The 14,241-nt window shown below is 61.0% G+C and carries 18 protein-coding genes and 1 pseudogene; 9 read left to right on the top strand and 10 right to left on the bottom strand.

Annotated features, from left to right (window positions below):
• Nucleotides 1-2: 2 nt before the first annotated feature.
• Nucleotides 3-491, bottom strand: a complete 489-nt coding sequence (locus tag ACSQ20_RS09215) for a universal stress protein (RefSeq protein WP_436019161.1) — start codon at nucleotides 489-491, stop codon at nucleotides 3-5.
• Nucleotides 492-799: 308 nt separating this feature from the next.
• On the opposite strand from ACSQ20_RS09215, the gene fnr reads away from it, so the two are divergent.
• Entirely contained in the window at nucleotides 800-1,576 is a 777-nt protein-coding gene (gene fnr / locus ACSQ20_RS09210; RefSeq protein ID WP_436019159.1) for a fumarate/nitrate reduction transcriptional regulator Fnr, read from the top strand.
• A 37-nt stretch (nucleotides 1,577-1,613) separates the two neighbouring features.
• Here fnr and ACSQ20_RS09205 read toward each other — a convergent pair whose 3' ends face one another.
• Nucleotides 1,614-2,603 (bottom strand): zinc-dependent alcohol dehydrogenase family protein, encoded by a 990-nt coding sequence (locus tag ACSQ20_RS09205; RefSeq protein ID WP_436019157.1) that lies wholly within the window; start codon nucleotides 2,601-2,603, stop codon nucleotides 1,614-1,616.
• A 179-nt stretch (nucleotides 2,604-2,782) separates the two neighbouring features.
• On the opposite strand from ACSQ20_RS09205, the gene ACSQ20_RS09200 reads away from it, so the two are divergent.
• Together ACSQ20_RS09200 and ACSQ20_RS09195 are read left to right on the top strand one after the other, a co-directional pair.
• Nucleotides 2,783-3,130 carry a c-type cytochrome gene (locus ACSQ20_RS09200; protein WP_436019155.1) on the top strand — a complete coding sequence of 116 codons (348 nt, stop codon included), beginning with the start codon at nucleotides 2,783-2,785 and terminating at the stop codon, nucleotides 3,128-3,130.
• Nucleotides 3,131-3,175: 45 nt separating this feature from the next.
• A complete protein-coding gene (locus ACSQ20_RS09195) occupies nucleotides 3,176-3,544 on the top strand; it encodes a DUF3564 family protein (protein ID WP_436019153.1) in 369 nt (122 codons plus the stop codon).
• Nucleotides 3,545-3,591: 47 nt separating this feature from the next.
• Here ACSQ20_RS09195 and ACSQ20_RS09190 read toward each other — a convergent pair whose 3' ends face one another.
• From ACSQ20_RS09190 to ACSQ20_RS09165, 6 genes and pseudogenes are all read right to left on the bottom strand, one after another.
• On the bottom strand, nucleotides 3,592-4,440 hold the full coding sequence (locus ACSQ20_RS09190) for an ureidoglycolate lyase (RefSeq protein WP_436019151.1): 849 nt from the start codon (nucleotides 4,438-4,440) through the stop codon (nucleotides 3,592-3,594).
• A gap of 56 nt (nucleotides 4,441-4,496) precedes the next feature.
• Complete coding sequence (locus ACSQ20_RS09185) at nucleotides 4,497-5,273, bottom strand: SDR family oxidoreductase (protein ID WP_436019149.1); 777 nt, start codon at nucleotides 5,271-5,273, stop codon at nucleotides 4,497-4,499.
• A 74-nt stretch (nucleotides 5,274-5,347) separates the two neighbouring features.
• Nucleotides 5,348-6,424, bottom strand: a complete 1,077-nt coding sequence (locus ACSQ20_RS09180; RefSeq protein WP_436019147.1) for an aldo/keto reductase — start codon at nucleotides 6,422-6,424, stop codon at nucleotides 5,348-5,350.
• Nucleotides 6,421-7,767: a UxaA family hydrolase gene (locus ACSQ20_RS09175; RefSeq protein WP_436019145.1), complete on the bottom strand. Its 1,347-nt coding sequence runs from the start codon at nucleotides 7,765-7,767 to the stop codon at nucleotides 6,421-6,423. The genes ACSQ20_RS09180 and ACSQ20_RS09175 overlap by 4 nt, the downstream gene beginning before the upstream one ends.
• Before the next feature lie 29 nt (nucleotides 7,768-7,796).
• On the bottom strand, nucleotides 7,797-8,129 hold the full coding sequence (locus ACSQ20_RS09170) for a UxaA family hydrolase (RefSeq protein WP_436019143.1): 333 nt from the start codon (nucleotides 8,127-8,129) through the stop codon (nucleotides 7,797-7,799).
• Nucleotides 8,126-8,290, bottom strand: a pseudogene (locus tag ACSQ20_RS09165) (ABC transporter permease); the annotation flags it as partial. The pseudogene ACSQ20_RS09165 and the gene ACSQ20_RS09170, both read right to left, overlap by 4 nt.
• 337 nt (nucleotides 8,291-8,627) lie before the next feature.
• On the opposite strand from ACSQ20_RS09165, the gene ACSQ20_RS09160 reads away from it, so the two are divergent.
• The 5 genes from ACSQ20_RS09160 (at nucleotide 8,628) to ACSQ20_RS09140 (ending at nucleotide 11,892) form a co-directional block, all read left to right on the top strand.
• Complete coding sequence (locus ACSQ20_RS09160) at nucleotides 8,628-9,452, top strand: IclR family transcriptional regulator (protein ID WP_436023004.1); 825 nt, start codon at nucleotides 8,628-8,630, stop codon at nucleotides 9,450-9,452.
• Nucleotides 9,453-9,628: 176 nt separating this feature from the next.
• On the top strand, nucleotides 9,629-10,162 hold the full coding sequence (locus tag ACSQ20_RS09155; protein WP_436019141.1) for an AidA/PixA family protein: 534 nt from the start codon (nucleotides 9,629-9,631) through the stop codon (nucleotides 10,160-10,162).
• Between the two features lie 63 nt (nucleotides 10,163-10,225).
• Nucleotides 10,226-10,696, top strand: a complete 471-nt coding sequence (locus ACSQ20_RS09150; protein WP_436019139.1) for an AidA/PixA family protein — start codon at nucleotides 10,226-10,228, stop codon at nucleotides 10,694-10,696.
• A gap of 62 nt (nucleotides 10,697-10,758) precedes the next feature.
• A complete protein-coding gene (locus tag ACSQ20_RS09145; RefSeq protein WP_436019137.1) occupies nucleotides 10,759-11,325 on the top strand; it encodes a TetR/AcrR family transcriptional regulator in 567 nt (188 codons plus the stop codon).
• A 141-nt stretch (nucleotides 11,326-11,466) separates the two neighbouring features.
• Entirely contained in the window at nucleotides 11,467-11,892 is a 426-nt protein-coding gene (locus tag ACSQ20_RS09140; protein WP_436019135.1) for an organic hydroperoxide resistance protein, read from the top strand.
• Between the two features lie 129 nt (nucleotides 11,893-12,021).
• On the opposite strand, the gene ACSQ20_RS09135 is transcribed toward ACSQ20_RS09140, so the two are convergent.
• Complete coding sequence (locus tag ACSQ20_RS09135; protein WP_436019133.1) at nucleotides 12,022-12,369, bottom strand: DUF4148 domain-containing protein; 348 nt, start codon at nucleotides 12,367-12,369, stop codon at nucleotides 12,022-12,024.
• A gap of 142 nt (nucleotides 12,370-12,511) precedes the next feature.
• Between ACSQ20_RS09135 and ACSQ20_RS09130 the strand changes: the two genes are divergently transcribed.
• Complete coding sequence (locus tag ACSQ20_RS09130) at nucleotides 12,512-13,450, top strand: LysR family transcriptional regulator (protein ID WP_436019131.1); 939 nt, start codon at nucleotides 12,512-12,514, stop codon at nucleotides 13,448-13,450.
• A gap of 52 nt (nucleotides 13,451-13,502) precedes the next feature.
• Here the strand turns inward: ACSQ20_RS09130 and ACSQ20_RS09125 are convergent, their stop codons facing one another.
• Nucleotides 13,503-14,237 carry an electron transfer flavoprotein-ubiquinone oxidoreductase gene (locus tag ACSQ20_RS09125; protein ID WP_436023002.1) on the bottom strand — a complete coding sequence of 245 codons (735 nt, stop codon included), beginning with the start codon at nucleotides 14,235-14,237 and terminating at the stop codon, nucleotides 13,503-13,505.
• Between the last annotated feature and the right edge of the window lie 4 nt (nucleotides 14,238-14,241).

The following is a 14,241-nucleotide window of genomic DNA, read 5'->3' as shown; positions in this document are numbered from 1 at the left end:
TGTCACGCGGTGCCAGTTGTCGATGAAGGGACCCCGGCCTTCTCCGCGTCATGCCGAACGAGCAGCACGGGCACATCAGTTGCCCGCAACAACGACTCGGCTACGCTGCCTAACATCATCCTGCGCACGCCGCGGCGTCCATGCGTGCCGATCGCGATCAAGTCCGCATCGCATTCACCGGCCGTACGCGCAATCACGGCCGCAATGCTTTCGCCGCAGGCGTCGACAGCGCGCGACGTACCGGTTACCCCATTCGCCTCGAAAAGCGCGTCGGCTTCTTCGAGGGCCGCCGTAGCCGCCTCAATTGCCGCGGGGCTGGCGCTCGCCCCGCCTTGATAGACCGCGCCAACCTCAACGAGCTGCGGCGCTTGCTCGACGACGCTTACAGCGGTGAGCGAAGCGCCCGACGCGCGGGCAATCTTCACCGCTTCGTCGAGAGCGAGGCGTGAAGCGCGACTACCATCGACGGCCACCAAAATACGTGCATACATGATCGTCCTCCGGGGCTTGCGCCCGTTGCCCTTTTTGTGCAGCGATAATCCAGCGATAAAAGTGTGCGACCAGGCGCCGCAGGGCTGCTTGACCGGGATCAACGAGGCTGCGGATTCGACGCGCCTGAACAATCAGCGCTTTTTACGGCCGACGTAGGACAATTCTTACATCGCTTCGTCAACGCTTACCCGATTTTCGTACACCGCCGATAGGTTTCCCATGCAAGGTTCGCCATACTTCATGGCATGGAAAACCATGTGCCACGCATGACCGTGCAGCACGATACGAGCCACCGGCGGAGGCCAATATGTTGCTAGACCTCGATCGCACCAACGATATTTCCCCTTCGCCGGCGCTCACGCAAACGCCGCGCTACGCGCCTGCATCCACGGCGACACGCGCCGGTGGCAACTGCCCGACTTGCTCCCTGCGCGGGGCTTGCATGTCCAAGGATCTCAATATCCACGAGCTCGCGCGCTTCGATGCAATCGTCAGCGCAACACGCATCGTCAAACGCGGAGAGGCGCTTTATCGTACCAACGACGTATTCCAGAGCATCTACGCCGTACGCGCCGGCTCGTTCAAGACTGTCGTCATGCACCGCGATGGCCGTGAGCAAGTCACGGGCTTTCATCTGACAGGCGAAGTGCTTGGCCTCGATGGCGTTTGCGCGGAACGCCACAGCAGCAGCGCGATCGCCATCGAAGACAGCAGCGTTTGCATCATCCCGTACTCGCTGCTGGAGTCGATGTGTGCAGAATCCACGCAGTTGCAGCAACAGATGCTGCGCACGATGAGCGGGGAAATTGTGCGCGAATCGTCGCTGATGATGCTGCTCGGCACGATGAGCGCGGAGCAGCGCGTCGCTACGTTCTTGCTGAACCTCTCGGGCCGCATGAAGGCCCGCGGCTATTCGGCAGCCGAATTCAACTTGCGTATGACGCGCGAGGAGATGGGCAACTACCTCGGCATGAAACTCGAAACCGTGAGCCGCATGTTCTCCAAGTTTCATCGTGACGGTCTGGTGGAAACACGTGGCAAGCAGATTCGCATCGTCGACCCCGACGCGCTCGCGCTCATTTGAGCGCAAGCGCATCGCGGGGACATGACCGGCGCGTCCATCACTGCGTCATCGTCAATACCGCGGCGCCCGCGAGGCGCCCTTCGCGCAAATCGGCCAGCGCGCGGTTGGCTTGCGTCAATGAATAGACGGTCGTTTCGATTTCGAGCGGTATCTCGGCTGCGATGCGCATAAATGCGTGGCCGTCCTCGCGCGTGAGGTTCGCCACCGAAACAATACGCCGCTCCCCCCATAGAAGATCGTAAGAAAAAGCGGGGATCTCGCTCATGTGAATGCCCCCGCACACAACGATGCCGCCCTTCACCACCGCATCGAGCGCGACGGGCACGAGCGCGCCCACCGGCGCGAAGATCAGCGCCGCATCGAGCCGCTCGGGTGCGCGTTCATCGCTGCCGCCGGCCCAGTGCGCACCGAGCCGCCGTGCGAGTTGCTGTGCTGCCGTGTCGCCGGGGCGAGTGTAAGCGTAGACCGTGCGCGCTTGATGGCGGGCCACCTGCGCGACGATATGCGCGGCTGCTCCAAATCCATAAATGCCGATGCGCCCGGCATCTCCAGCCATAGCGAGCGTTCGGTAGCCGATTAACCCCGCGCACAGGAGCGGCGCAGCTTGCACGTCCGAGTACCGCGCCGGCAGCCGCAGGCAGTAGCGGCTATCTGCCACCGCACGTTGCGCGTATCCGCCGTCGAGCGTGTAGCCGGTGAACGCCGGCGCGTCGCACAGATTCTCACGACCGCTGCGGCAATAGCGGCACCCCCCACAGGCATGGCCGAGCCACGGCACGCCGACACGCTCGCCAAGCATGAAATCGGTCACACCTTCGCCAAGCCGCGCGACGGTCCCGACGATTTCATGACCCGGGACCAGCGGCGTCTTAGGATCGCGCAGTTCGCCGTCGACGATGTGCAAATCGGTGCGGCATACCCCGCACGCATGCACATCAATCAGCAACTGACCAGCTTCTGGTACCGGCTCGGGCAGCTCCCGCTCGCATAAGAGCGGCGAATGCCCATCGAACACCATTGCGTGCATCGTCGTTCTCCCCACTCGGGTACGACCAGTCACGGAAGGCCAAACGCCGGGCTTTTCCGATGAGCCAAGCATAGTCGAATGCGCGCGCTGCGCAACTTGACCTGAGTCAACGATGTCCGTGCCGATGTTACGTACACTGGTCATCGTCGGCTCACGCGACCCTTTTGAGGTATCGAAGCATGAATGCGCCGCATCGTCTGCCACTCGCGGCACTCGCCGCGCTCGTCGGCTTGGCTGCCATTAGCAGCCAGGCGCTCGCGCAACGTAACGAGCCCACCGCGCTGATTGATCAGCAACATTGCATGTTCTGCCACACCGTCGATGCCGCGTTTCTCGCTCCGTCGTTTCAACAGATCGCCGAGCGCTATCGGAACGACCCGAACGCACGCGTGATGCTCGAGCACAAGCTGCAGCGCGGCGGCCATGCGCATTGGGGCGACATGCCGATGCCGCCACCTTCGGAGCGTGGCGGACCGCTCTCCGAGCAAGACGCGCATACGCTCGTGGATTGGGTGCTCGCCCATTGAGCGGCAGCTCGCTTGCCTCGTACTCACTACCAGGAGAACAGCACGATGCGCATCACCGTCCACCTCAGCACATTCGATCATCTCAATGCCTGTGCCTATGCGATTCTCTGGCTTGATCCCGAGCGCGGTCAGTGGTCGCGCGAGAGTCATTTCGGCTTGGATCTGCCTGCTTGGGGGACGCTGCGCAACGCGCCCCACGCCACGGAGATCTGCGCGCAACGCGGCGGCTCGCCGCTTTTCTTGCTCGAGGGGCTCGAACTCAACGGGGACACCGGACCGTTCGAGGGTGAGACCGGCGGCGCACTGTGGCGCGGCGGACGGAAGCACTCGACGGGGCATTGGTATGTGCAATGCGTCGATGAGGATACCGTTCAGCCGGAAAACAGCGTCTTTGCAGGCGACGACATCGTCTGATAGAAGGCAAGCCGCCCCCATCGATCGCGCCGCCGCATGACACCGGTTCAGCCCGCCGCGACCGTACGTTGGCGCTGCTCGCCGAGGCCAGCGATGCCCAGACGTATCGACTGCCCGGCTTTCAGATAGACCGGCTCAGGTTTGATGCCAAGCCCGACGCCCGGCGGGGTGCCGGTCGAGATCACATCGCCCGGCTGCAAGCTCATGCACTGCGACAAATATGAGACGAGCTTCGCCACGGTGAAGATCATCGTGCGCGTATTGCCGTTTTGATAGCGATGACCATCGACTTCGAGCCATAAGTCGAGCACCTGTGGATTCGTCACTTCGTCGCGCGTGACAAGCCACGGTCCGATCGGGCCGAAGGTGTCGAAGCCCTTGCCCTTGTCCCACTGCCCGCCCCGCTCGATCTGCCATTCGCGTTCGGACACGTCGTTGACGACGCAATAGCCCGCAACGTAATCAAGCGCATTCGCCTCGTCCACGTTTTTGCAGGCGCGTCCGATCACCACACCCAACTCGACTTCCCAATCCGTCTTCACCGAGCCGCGCGGGATCTCGATGTCGTCGTTCGGTCCGACGATGGCGCTCGTCCACTTGTTGAAGACGACAGGTTCGCCCGGAATGGGCATGCCCGATTCCGCCGCGTGATCGGCGTAATTGAGGCCAATGCACACCATCTTGCCGACGCGGCCAACGCAAGCTCCGATGCGCGGTTCGCCGTCGACGAGCGGCAGCGTCGCCGGATCGATCGCACGTACGCGGGCAAGCGCGGCATCGGAGAGTGCCTCGCCGGCAATGTCGTCGATATGCGAGGACAGGTCGCGAATGTTGCCGTCGGCGTCGACGAGACCTGGTTTTTCCTGGCCTTTCGGCCCGTAACGAAGCAGTTTCATAAAGGTGTAATCGCGTTAAAAATGATAGCTTAAATTAATTAGTTCAATCAATTCAATCAGTTGGACCAGCCGCCATCAATTAGATGGATTTGCCCCGTCGTAAACCCAGCTTCGTCCGATGCGAGATAAGCGGCGAGCGCGGCGATTTCTTCCGGTCGGCCGATGCGGCCCATCGGCTGGCGTGCGACAAAAGCCGCCTCGATTTCGGCCACGGACTTGCCCTGCTCCAGCGCCTGCGCGGCGACACGCGCCGTCAGCGACGGTGAGGCCACCGTGCCCGGGCAGATTGCGTTGCAGCGCACTCCGCGTGTGACGAAATCAGCCGCCACCGATTTCGTCAGGCCGATCACGGCAGCCTTCGACGCACCATAGGCGAATCGATTCGGCACGCCCTTCACACTCGAGGCCGCGGACGCCATATTGACGATCGAGCCGCCACCGCGCTCGAGCATCGCCGGCAAAAACGCGCGAATCGTACGGTACATCGATTTCACGTTTAGATCGAACGAAAAATCCCAGTCGGATTCCTCGCATTCCAGCACGCTGCCCGCGTGAACGAAACCCGCGCAATTGAGCAGCACGTCCACGCCGCCCAGTTCGGCGGCCAGCGCGGCAATGGCCGTCGCGTCCCGCACATCGAGCGGACGTGTCTCGAACGGTGCGTCGCCCAACAAATCGATGCGCACATCGGTGGCAATGACGCGCGCACCCTCGCGAGCGAGTCGCTCAGCGCAGGCGCGCCCAATGCCCTGCGCCGCTGCCGTGACGAGTGCGGTCTTGCCGGCGAGCCTGCCGGCCGGCGGTTGCGGAAAACGTGTTTCGGTCGCGTTCATGAATGCTCCGTTGAAAATCGGTCTGGGCCGTCACAAGTCATGGCAGATGCTTGTTGCGGGCGTTCGAATCGGGTTCAAGGCGTAGGCGCGTTCGCACGCATCAACCCATTCGTGCGCAGCGCGGCCCACAACGCGCTCGGAATGGCTGCAGCGAACGCATCGACATTGCCGCGCACTTCCCCGGCACTGCGCGCGCCGGTCAGCACGCTCGCCACTGCGGGGTGTGCGTACGGGAACTGCAACGCGGCGCTCGGCAGCGCCACACCGTGCACCTCGCACAGCCCTTCGATTTGCGCCACGCGTTCGATCATCTCGGCAGGCGCTTCGGCATAGTTGAACTTGAGCGCACTCGGGTCGCCTGCCCCTGCCGCTCGCGGCGCCCTGAGGTGACGGACGCCATGCGCGAGAATTCCAGAGTTGAACGCCCCGCCGATCATAATCGACACCCCGCGCCGCTGGCACTCGGGCAAAAGCGTATCGAGCGCGGCCTGCTCGATCAGCGTGTAACGTCCGGCCAGCAAAGCGCAGTCGAGATCGAACTCGCGCATCGCGTCTTCGATGACGGCCGCCTCGTTGACACCCAGGCCGATCGCGCCTACTGCGCCGGCCGCGCGTAGCTCGTCGAGCGCTTTAAAGCCGCTCGCGCTCAATTGCCGCCAATAATGGGCGTGATGTTCGCCGTGCGTCAGCGCGCCGATATCGTGCACCAGCAAGACGTCGATGTGTGCGAGCCCGAGCCGCTGCAAGCTGTCGTCGAACGAACGCAAGATGCCGTCGCGCGTGTAGTCGTAGACGGGTTCGAACGGCAGCGGATTCGCCCAACCGTCGCGCGAGGCCCGTGCCTGCGCGTCGCGGCGCGGCCGCATCAGCCTGCCGGCTTTCGTCGAAAGCACGAAGGCGTCGCGTGGGCGCTCGCGCAGCGCCGCGCCGACAAAGTGCTCGCTCTTCGTGTAGCCGTAATACGGCGCGGTGTCGAACAGGCGCATGCCGGCGTCCCATGCCGCGTCGATGGTCGCACGCGCGTCGGCCTCGCCGACCTCGCTATAGAGCCCGGCGAGCGCCGCGCAACCGAGCCCGAGCGCCGTTGCTTCCACGTCCGAGCGGCCAAGCCGGCGCCGCTCGCCCACCGTTCGACGCTCAGCAGCGCTCATGCGTGCGCCCGCGCCGAAGCAATCGGAACGATCGGCAGGCAAGCGGGGCCTACCGGCTCGAACGTCTTGTACGTCAAAATGAATTCCTGATGGCCGAGCAACTCGGACTTCGAGCGCTGGCCGTTCGCCACGGCCACAGTCACATCGACGATCTCGTGGCCGAGCTCGTCGAGCGTGCCCCGGCCTTCGAGAAGGCGCCCCGCGTCGATATCCATATCGCCCGACAAATTGCGATAAGTGGCGGGATTCGCACAGATTTTGATGACGGGTGAGATGGCCGAACCCACCACCGACCCGCGGCCCGTTGTAAAAAGAATCACGTGACAGCCGCAAGCGATCAGCTCGCCGATCTCCGCGTTGTCGCTGATATTCGGAAAGCCGAAGCGCGGCTCGCCGTCAGGCACCACGTCGAGCAGATAAAGGCCGCCTGTCGGCGGGATATCGCCCGGCTTGACGATGCCCACGATCGGCGAAGCGCCGCTTTTCGCATAGGCGCCGAGCGACTTTTCTTCCTGTGTGGTCAGTCCGCCATCGGCGTTGCCAACCGCAAAGCTGCCATGACCCATGATCGTGTAATAGCGCGCCGCTTTCGCCACGCACGCGACGATCTCCTCGCCGAGTTCCGGTCGCGCCGCGCGCGAACGCATGTGGAATTCGCAGCCCACGAGCTCGCCCGTTTCCTCGAACACGCACGCCGCACCCCGTTCGATCAAGGTATCAAAAGCCCGTCCGACTGCCGGGTTCGCCGTCATCCCGCTGGTGCCGTCCGAGCCGCCGCAGATGGTACCGACGATCAGTTCGTTCAAGTGCATCGGTACCGTGAGCTGCGTACGTAACGCTTGCCGCGTGCGTTTGACCCAGTTGATACCGCGCAGCACGGTGCTGCGTGTGCCCCCGGTTTCCTGAATCGTCAAAATCTCGGCCGGCCGCCCGCTCTCTCGGACGAGATCGGCCAGATAGTGCTTGTTCATGCTCTCGCAACCGAGCGACACGAACAGCACCGCGCCGACATTCGGATGCGTCGCGATGCGCGCCAGCATTTTTTCCGCGTAAGCGTTCGGATAGCAGCCGGGAAAGCCGATCAAATGCACATCGGGCTCGTCGTCGTGCGCGTTCGTGGCGTCGAAATCGGCGTCGAAGGCGTCCAGCGCATCGGCGGCATCGAGGTCGTCGGGCAAAGTTGCGTTGTCATAACGCGCGCCAAAGCGTGTGACGATTTCGCGCGCGACGTGATGCGCGCATTCGACCAGATAAGCCACGGCGATCACGTTACGGATGCCCTTTCGCCCATCGCTGCGCAAATAGCCGCGCAGCGGCGCCGAATCGGATGGGAGGTCGTTCATGAGCGTGTCCGTCCAAGCACTAAGCAAAGTCACGGTTTGTCGTGATCGACGAAGCTGTGGCCGTCGTCGTGCGTATAGGTGGGTAGGTAATCGCTCACCAGATTGTGCAGATGCAAATGCTCACCGCGCGCCACGTCCGCCGTAACATGGCCGATCGGCGCGCCGTACCGGATGACCTTCTCACCCATCGCCAACGCCCGGCGCGCGAGCTTATGCGCGAGTGAGACTGTTTTGCCGAGTACGACGGTCTCTCCATCGATGACGAGCGTCGTGCCCGCTTCGAGCGTCGTCGCGGCGATCACGCAATTATCCTCCGGCGAAAGCAGGATCAAGCGTGCATCGAACATCGGGGTTGCATTCATGCGTCACCACCGGTCAGTCGCGTCACCATCAGAGACCTCGGAATAATGGCACCATAAATCACATGAATCCAGAACGACGGCGCCTGTGTGGGCATCAACAGGTTTTGCACGACGCCGAGCAACCGCATGCCCGTCAATGTAGCGAGCATCGTCCCCTTCCCGGTATGCGCTGGATCCGTGCTGAACGTCATTGCCGTCTCCTGTCGGCCCAAGTTAGTGCTTTAGCAGTTACTTGGGCCCCATGCAAAGCTGAGGATGCGTCTTCGCGACGCAACAACCGGCCATAGCAGCCGGGATCTTTTGTCCCGCTCTGCGGCGGCTTGGTTATGCTGCGGGTGAGTGCCGATATCGAGAGAGCTTGTTACCCATCAATTCATGTATGAATCTATTATTTATATATGGATGATCGGACGTCAAGCTCCGCGATTGCCGTGTTTTCCCTAGGTCCTTGGTCCTCAAGTTCTTAAGCCCTTACAACGGACCATTCACTGAGGCTGCATCCAATTGAACCCAGCGAAAAACGCGAACGTGGCCGATCAGGCCAACGACCCTTCTGCCGACGATGCCGAGCGTTACCGCGCGCCTGCACTCGACAAAGGACTCGACATTCTCGAATTGCTGTCCGAGCAAAAGGAGGGGCTGACGCGCGCCGAGATCATGAAGGCGCTCGAGCGCAACGCGAGCGAGATTTATCGAATGCTCGAGCGGCTCGTCGCACGGCAGTACGTCATGCGCTCGCCGAGCGGCGACCGCTATACGCTGAGCCTGAAGCTGTTTGCGCTCGCGCATCGCCATCCGCCGATGACGCGTTTTCTGACCGAGGCCGTGCCCGAAATGCAGCGGTTTGCGGATACGGCCGAGCAGTCATGCCATTTGACGGTCTACGACCGAGGCAATCTGCTCGTGATTGCGCAGGTCGACGGTCCCGGCACATGGGGCTTGTCGATTCGGCTCGGCTCGCGAGTGGGTTTGATCGATACGGCGTCGGGACAGGTGATGCTCGCATTCCAGACGGAGAGCGAGCGCGCGCGGATGCTTGCGGAGCACACGCGTGTGAAAGGCGAAGTCGCGTTACCTGAGACGGCATTGACAACGATGTTCGAGACGATTCGCACGCAAGGACATTTGCGTAAGGAAAGTACGCAGACGTTCGGTGTCGTGGATATCACGTTCCCGATTCTCGGGCCGTCGGGTCAGGCAATTGCATCGCTGACGAGCCCTTATATGCGCCGCATCGACAGCTATGTCGCACCATCGCTCGACGACGTCACGGCGATGCTCGGCGCGGCGACAACAAAATTGTCGATGTATCGGCCGAGTTGAGCACTGCGCACCGCCGAGAGCGGCATAGACGGTAGTTGGAATTGCCGTGCAATAGCATGTGCGACGCGGAACCCTATACGTCCGCTGCACTGTCCGCCACTAGCTATTCACCGAGGTTTTCTCGCTTGCGGTCCGCCTATCATCGACTCCACATTTGCGACGTTCGGGAGCTGAAAATGGGCGTGATCATCGACGTAGTGGCACTCGTCTGCGCCGACGATGTACTAGCCAAATACGGAACAAACAATACGCAAAGCAGCCCGACGGTGCTTGCCGAAGACTACGGTGGGCTCATCGTCGCAGGGGCGTATGGCGGCGGACGCGCCCTCTTCGGCCTTCGAATCGTCGCGCCGGCGGGCAGCGAAGGAAGCCGGCCGGTGGTTCGTTGGCGAGCCCGCACACTTTCGATGAACAGCGATTACCGATGCGTTATCGACGCGGTGTCGTTCGACGCAGGGGTGGACTGCATGGCGGCCGCAACGCAGAACAGCGCACCCTGCAATTCCTATCACACTGATTTGGTCGACCCCGGCGATGCGTCGAAGCTGACCGCACAGCCGATGATCGATCAATATTGGGAAGCTGCAGTGAAAGGATCGGGCACGGCACCCTATCAGATCGACGTCAAGATCGTGGACCATCATGGCGCCACGCAAGGGTATTACCGAATCGGCTCCGGAGCGACCCAACCGTCCGTGCTCATCCAATGATCGGCGCATGTCGCCGCGCCACACCGAGCATGCGGTTCATCGAAAGAATTCAGAGAGGCACCTATGTCCATTGCCAACATCGCGGTGATCGTCGATTCACAGTTTGTAATCAATACATACGGAACCAATACCGCGCTCAACCCGGGGGTTCCCGGTTTCCACGAGAACATCTATGTGACCGTGAGAGGCGAGCGCGTCGAACAGGGTAACGCGTCCGGCTACCTTGTGATGAAAGCAAAAGAAGAAGGCGAGACGGACGTCGACCTCCTCAGATGGCGAATGCAAGACATATCGCTCGGTTCAAACAATCAATGCTTGATTACCAAGTTCAATTTCGTTGCCGGCGGCACGTTATTGACGGCGCCCGAGCAAAAGCGACTTTCGTTGGGAACAGGAAACGGCCACGATTGCTTCTGGCAATCCGAAATACTCGAACAAGGACGCGTGCAGTACTACCTCAACTTCATGATCGTCAACAACCAAGGTCGGGTACAAGGCTTTTATACCTATGACCCGCTGATCGATATTTCCTAGCCGACTCTTCACGACGCGGGCAAGCACTTGACATCCTATCTACTGGTAGATAGGATGCTTGCATGGAAACGACGAAGACTGTCCGCGAACAAATTCTCGAACATGCCATCACACTGATGATGGTGCGTGGTTATAACGGGTTTAGTTATCGCGACCTATCGGCGTTGATCGGCGTGAAGACGTCGAGCATTCACTACTACTTTCCGTCGAAAGACGATCTTGTGCTCGAAGCGGTCAACGCCTATAGCAATGAAGTGATGCAAGCCGTTCAGTCGCTGGAACTCGCATTGCCGGCCGACATCAAACTTGCGAAATACGGCAAGATGTTCGGCCGCGTGCTTGGCGACGGCGAACAGATTTGCCTGTGCGGCATGCTGGCAGCCGATATCGCCTCGTTGCCGCAGAGCGTCCGGCTTGCAGTTCAGGCGTTCTTCAAAGCGAATGAAAGTTGGTTGGCGAAAGTGTTGGCACAGGGCTTGCGCGAAGGAACGGTGGCCGTGGCCGGCAAGCCGGAGCAGGCTGCCCGAGCGCTTTTTGCCGCGTTCCAAGGCAGCGTCATTACGAGCCGGTTGTTCCATACGAAGAGCCGTCTGGAAGACATTGAAACATCGTGGAGGACTCCTAAGTAAGCCGATTCAGCTATGTCAAGCCAAGCCCAAAGAACAAGGAGTTGTCGCGGTTTTGTTGATCGTTTTATCTATCTATCAGTAGATAAAACGAATTGATTCGATGCAGTACCACCCACCCCGCCACTTGAAAGGAGCTTTACTATGTCGATCGAAAAAGTGCTCTACCGCGCTCATGCCCGTGCCACTGGTGGCCGCGATGGCCGGGCAGTCGTCCCCGCAAGCAACCTTGATTTGAAACTGACGACTCCGCGCGAGTTGGGCGGTGCCGGCGGAGACGGCACGAATCCGGAGCAATTGTTCGCGGCCGGCTATAGCGCGTGTTTTCTCGGCGCGTTGAAATTCGTTGCCGCGCGCGAAAAGATTGCACTGCCCGCTGATGTCTCGATCGAAGGCAGCGTCGGCATCGGCGCTATTCCCACCGGCTTCGGAATCGAGGTGGAGCTCAAGATCTCGTTGCCCGGCATCGAGCACGGCGTGGCGCAATCGCTTGTCGAAAAAGCGCACATCGTCTGCCCGTATTCGAATGCAACGCGCAATAACATCGACGTCACGTTGACGCTTGTTTGACGTCCGTTTGCTGACGAATACAAAAAAGCCCAGACATGAGTCTGGGCAAAACCACCGGGAAAAGTCGCGCCGCTTGGCGCTGCAGTCACGAGGCTGCCCTTCTTGGAGGCAGCCTCACCATACCGTTAATTAGTTGTGCTGATAAACCGGCGGCGAATAAGCGCTCGCGGCGCGCTCGGTGCGACGACCGGATTCGGTATTACCTTGCACGCCCCCTACGCCGTTAGCATCGGTCTGCAGCGCGGCGGCTTGCGCCGTGCCCTGGGCCGCGTCTTCAGCCGCGACGCGCGCTTCGGCCGCCTGAATATTTTGTGGATAATGCATCCAGTCCGCAGGGTTATAGCCCGCTTTCATTACGCGTTCGAGATCCGCACGGACTTCCGCCCGAGTGAGAGGCTGCTGATTCGATTGAGCAAACGCGACGACCGGTGCGCCAAGTGCAACCGCGATGGCAATAGGCTTGATGAACGATTTCATGACGACCTCCGAATAACTGTTTTTACGAAGCTGCAATGGTCTATCTGCAGCGGTGAGACCAGTGTAGGCGGCACGCCGGAACGGATAAATAGTCGATTTCAGAATTCACTGGTGCACCAGAAAGAACAATCGGAGGCCTACCATGGACCGCTTTGCTGCAATGAAAGTCTTCACACGCGTGGTCGAATCGCGCAGCTTCGTCAAAGCCGGCGAATCGCTGCAGCTGGCCACGCCGCAGGTCTCGCGCATGGTCCAAGCGCTCGAGGCGCATCTCGGCGCTCGGCTGCTGAACCGCACGACGCGCAGCATCAGCGTCACGGAAGACGGTGAGGCGTACTACGAGCGCTGTATTCGCGTGCTGGCCGAAGTCGATGAGATGGAAGCCGAACTCACGCACGCGAAACTGAGCCCGAAAGGAAAGCTCAAGGTGAACTTGCCGTCGCTCATTGCAAAAACGATGATCGTCCCCGTGTTGCCTGAATTCTTCGCCCTGTACCCGGACATTCAAATCGAAATGGGCCTGAGCGACCGGCAAGTCGATGTCATCGAAGAAGGCGTGGACTGTGTGATCCGCACGGGCGACCTCGAAGATTCGGGCTTGGTGGCACGCCGTCTGGGCAACATCCCGCGCGTCACGTGCGCGGCGCCCTCTTACCTCGAAAAGTACGGCGAACCAAAAACGCTCGACGAGCTGCGCGAGCATATCGCCGTCAACTATGTGTCGAGCAATACCGGCCGGGTGCGGGGATGGGATTTCCTGGTCGACGATGCGGTGGAAACCATCGACATGCGCAGCATGATTGCCGTCAACGAGGTCGATGCTTACGTGACCTGCGGCCTGTACGGTCTGGGCCTACTGAAGGGACCGGTGTTTCCGCTGGCGCCCTATATCGAGACCGGCGCGCTGTGCCAAATTCTGAAAGACTATCCCTCGCCTGCGCGCCCCGTTTCGATCATGTATCCGCGCAATCGTCACTTGCCGCGTAAGGTGCGCGTGTTTTCGGACTGGGTCGTCGACGTGTTTGCGCGCATGACGCTGCTGCAAACGGACCGGGCGAACGCGGATGCGGTTGCGCGTTGAATGGGTTGAATGTACTCGGTTAGCCGAAGAACGGGACCGTCGTCGCCGGCACTCACATATACGGGTAATTCGGCCCGCCGCCGCCTTCGGGAGCGACCCAGACGATGTTCTGCGCCGGATCCTTGATATCGCAGGTTTTGCAATGCACGCAGTTCTGCGCATTGATGATCAGGCGATCGCCGCCGCGCTCGCTTTTGACGAACTCATACACGGCCGCCGGGCAGTAGCGCCCTTCGGGGCCCGCATAGATGTGAAGGTTCACGTCGACGGGCACCGATGGGTCTTTCAGCGTCAAATGCGCGGGCTGGTGTTCCGTGTGGTTGGTGTTCGACAGGAACACCGACGAGAGCCGATCGAACGTGAGCTTGCCGTCGGGCTTCGGATAGACGATCGGCGTGCATTCGGAAGCCGGTTTCAGCATCTCGTGATCGCGATGCCGATGATGGAGCGTCCACGGCACGTTCCCGCCGAGCAGCTTTTGCTCGATGCCCACCATCAGCGTGCCCAGGTACAGACCCTTGCTCATCCACTGCTTGAAGTTGCGCGCGCGATAAAGCTCCGTGTGCAGCCACGATTGCTTGAACGCGTCTGGGTAGGCCGATAGTTCGTCGCTTTGGCGGCCCGTCTGCACAGCGTCGAATGCCGCTTGCGCCGCGAGCATGCCGCTCTTGATGGCCGCATGGCTGCCCTTGATGCGCGCGGGGTTCAAAAAGCCGGCATCGTCGCCCACAAGCGCGCCGCCCGGGAATACGAACTTGGGCAGCGACAGCACGCCGCCGGCCGTCATCGCA

The sequence above is a fragment of the Trinickia sp. LjRoot230 genome, from assembly GCF_964253315.1.
In the GTDB taxonomy this organism is placed as follows: Bacteria; Pseudomonadota; Gammaproteobacteria; order Burkholderiales; family Burkholderiaceae; genus Trinickia.
The sequence above is the reverse complement of the archived record's forward strand: the minus strand, read 5'-3'. Positions and strand labels throughout refer to the sequence as shown.

Coding starts and splice junctions, on each gene's coding strand:
- ACSQ20_RS09135 (WP_436019133.1), bottom strand. CDS start 12,369: ATGAAATCGTTCATCAAGCCTATTGCCATCGCGGTTGCACTTGGCGCA.
- ACSQ20_RS09180 (WP_436019147.1), bottom strand. CDS start 6,424: ATGAGCGCTGCTGAGCGTCGAACGGTGGGCGAGCGGCGCCGGCTTGGC.
- fnr (WP_436019159.1), top strand. CDS start 800: ATGTTGCTAGACCTCGATCGCACCAACGATATTTCCCCTTCGCCGGCG.
- ACSQ20_RS09215 (WP_436019161.1), bottom strand. CDS start 491: ATGTATGCACGTATTTTGGTGGCCGTCGATGGTAGTCGCGCTTCACGC.
- ACSQ20_RS09170 (WP_436019143.1), bottom strand. CDS start 8,129: ATGAATGCAACCCCGATGTTCGATGCACGCTTGATCCTGCTTTCGCCG.
- ACSQ20_RS09145 (WP_436019137.1), top strand. CDS start 10,759: ATGGAAACGACGAAGACTGTCCGCGAACAAATTCTCGAACATGCCATC.
- ACSQ20_RS09190 (WP_436019151.1), bottom strand. CDS start 4,440: ATGAAACTGCTTCGTTACGGGCCGAAAGGCCAGGAAAAACCAGGTCTC.
- ACSQ20_RS09140 (WP_436019135.1), top strand. CDS start 11,467: ATGTCGATCGAAAAAGTGCTCTACCGCGCTCATGCCCGTGCCACTGGT.
- ACSQ20_RS09185 (WP_436019149.1), bottom strand. CDS start 5,273: ATGAACGCGACCGAAACACGTTTTCCGCAACCGCCGGCCGGCAGGCTC.
- ACSQ20_RS09175 (WP_436019145.1), bottom strand. CDS start 7,767: ATGAACGACCTCCCATCCGATTCGGCGCCGCTGCGCGGCTATTTGCGC.
- ACSQ20_RS09130 (WP_436019131.1), top strand. CDS start 12,512: ATGGACCGCTTTGCTGCAATGAAAGTCTTCACACGCGTGGTCGAATCG.
- ACSQ20_RS09205 (WP_436019157.1), bottom strand. CDS start 2,603: ATGCACGCAATGGTGTTCGATGGGCATTCGCCGCTCTTATGCGAGCGG.
- ACSQ20_RS09125 (WP_436023002.1), bottom strand. CDS start 14,237: ATGACGGCCGGCGGCGTGCTGTCGCTGCCCAAGTTCGTATTCCCGGGC.
- ACSQ20_RS09200 (WP_436019155.1), top strand. CDS start 2,783: ATGAATGCGCCGCATCGTCTGCCACTCGCGGCACTCGCCGCGCTCGTC.
- ACSQ20_RS09155 (WP_436019141.1), top strand. CDS start 9,629: ATGGGCGTGATCATCGACGTAGTGGCACTCGTCTGCGCCGACGATGTA.
- ACSQ20_RS09150 (WP_436019139.1), top strand. CDS start 10,226: ATGTCCATTGCCAACATCGCGGTGATCGTCGATTCACAGTTTGTAATC.
- ACSQ20_RS09195 (WP_436019153.1), top strand. CDS start 3,176: ATGCGCATCACCGTCCACCTCAGCACATTCGATCATCTCAATGCCTGT.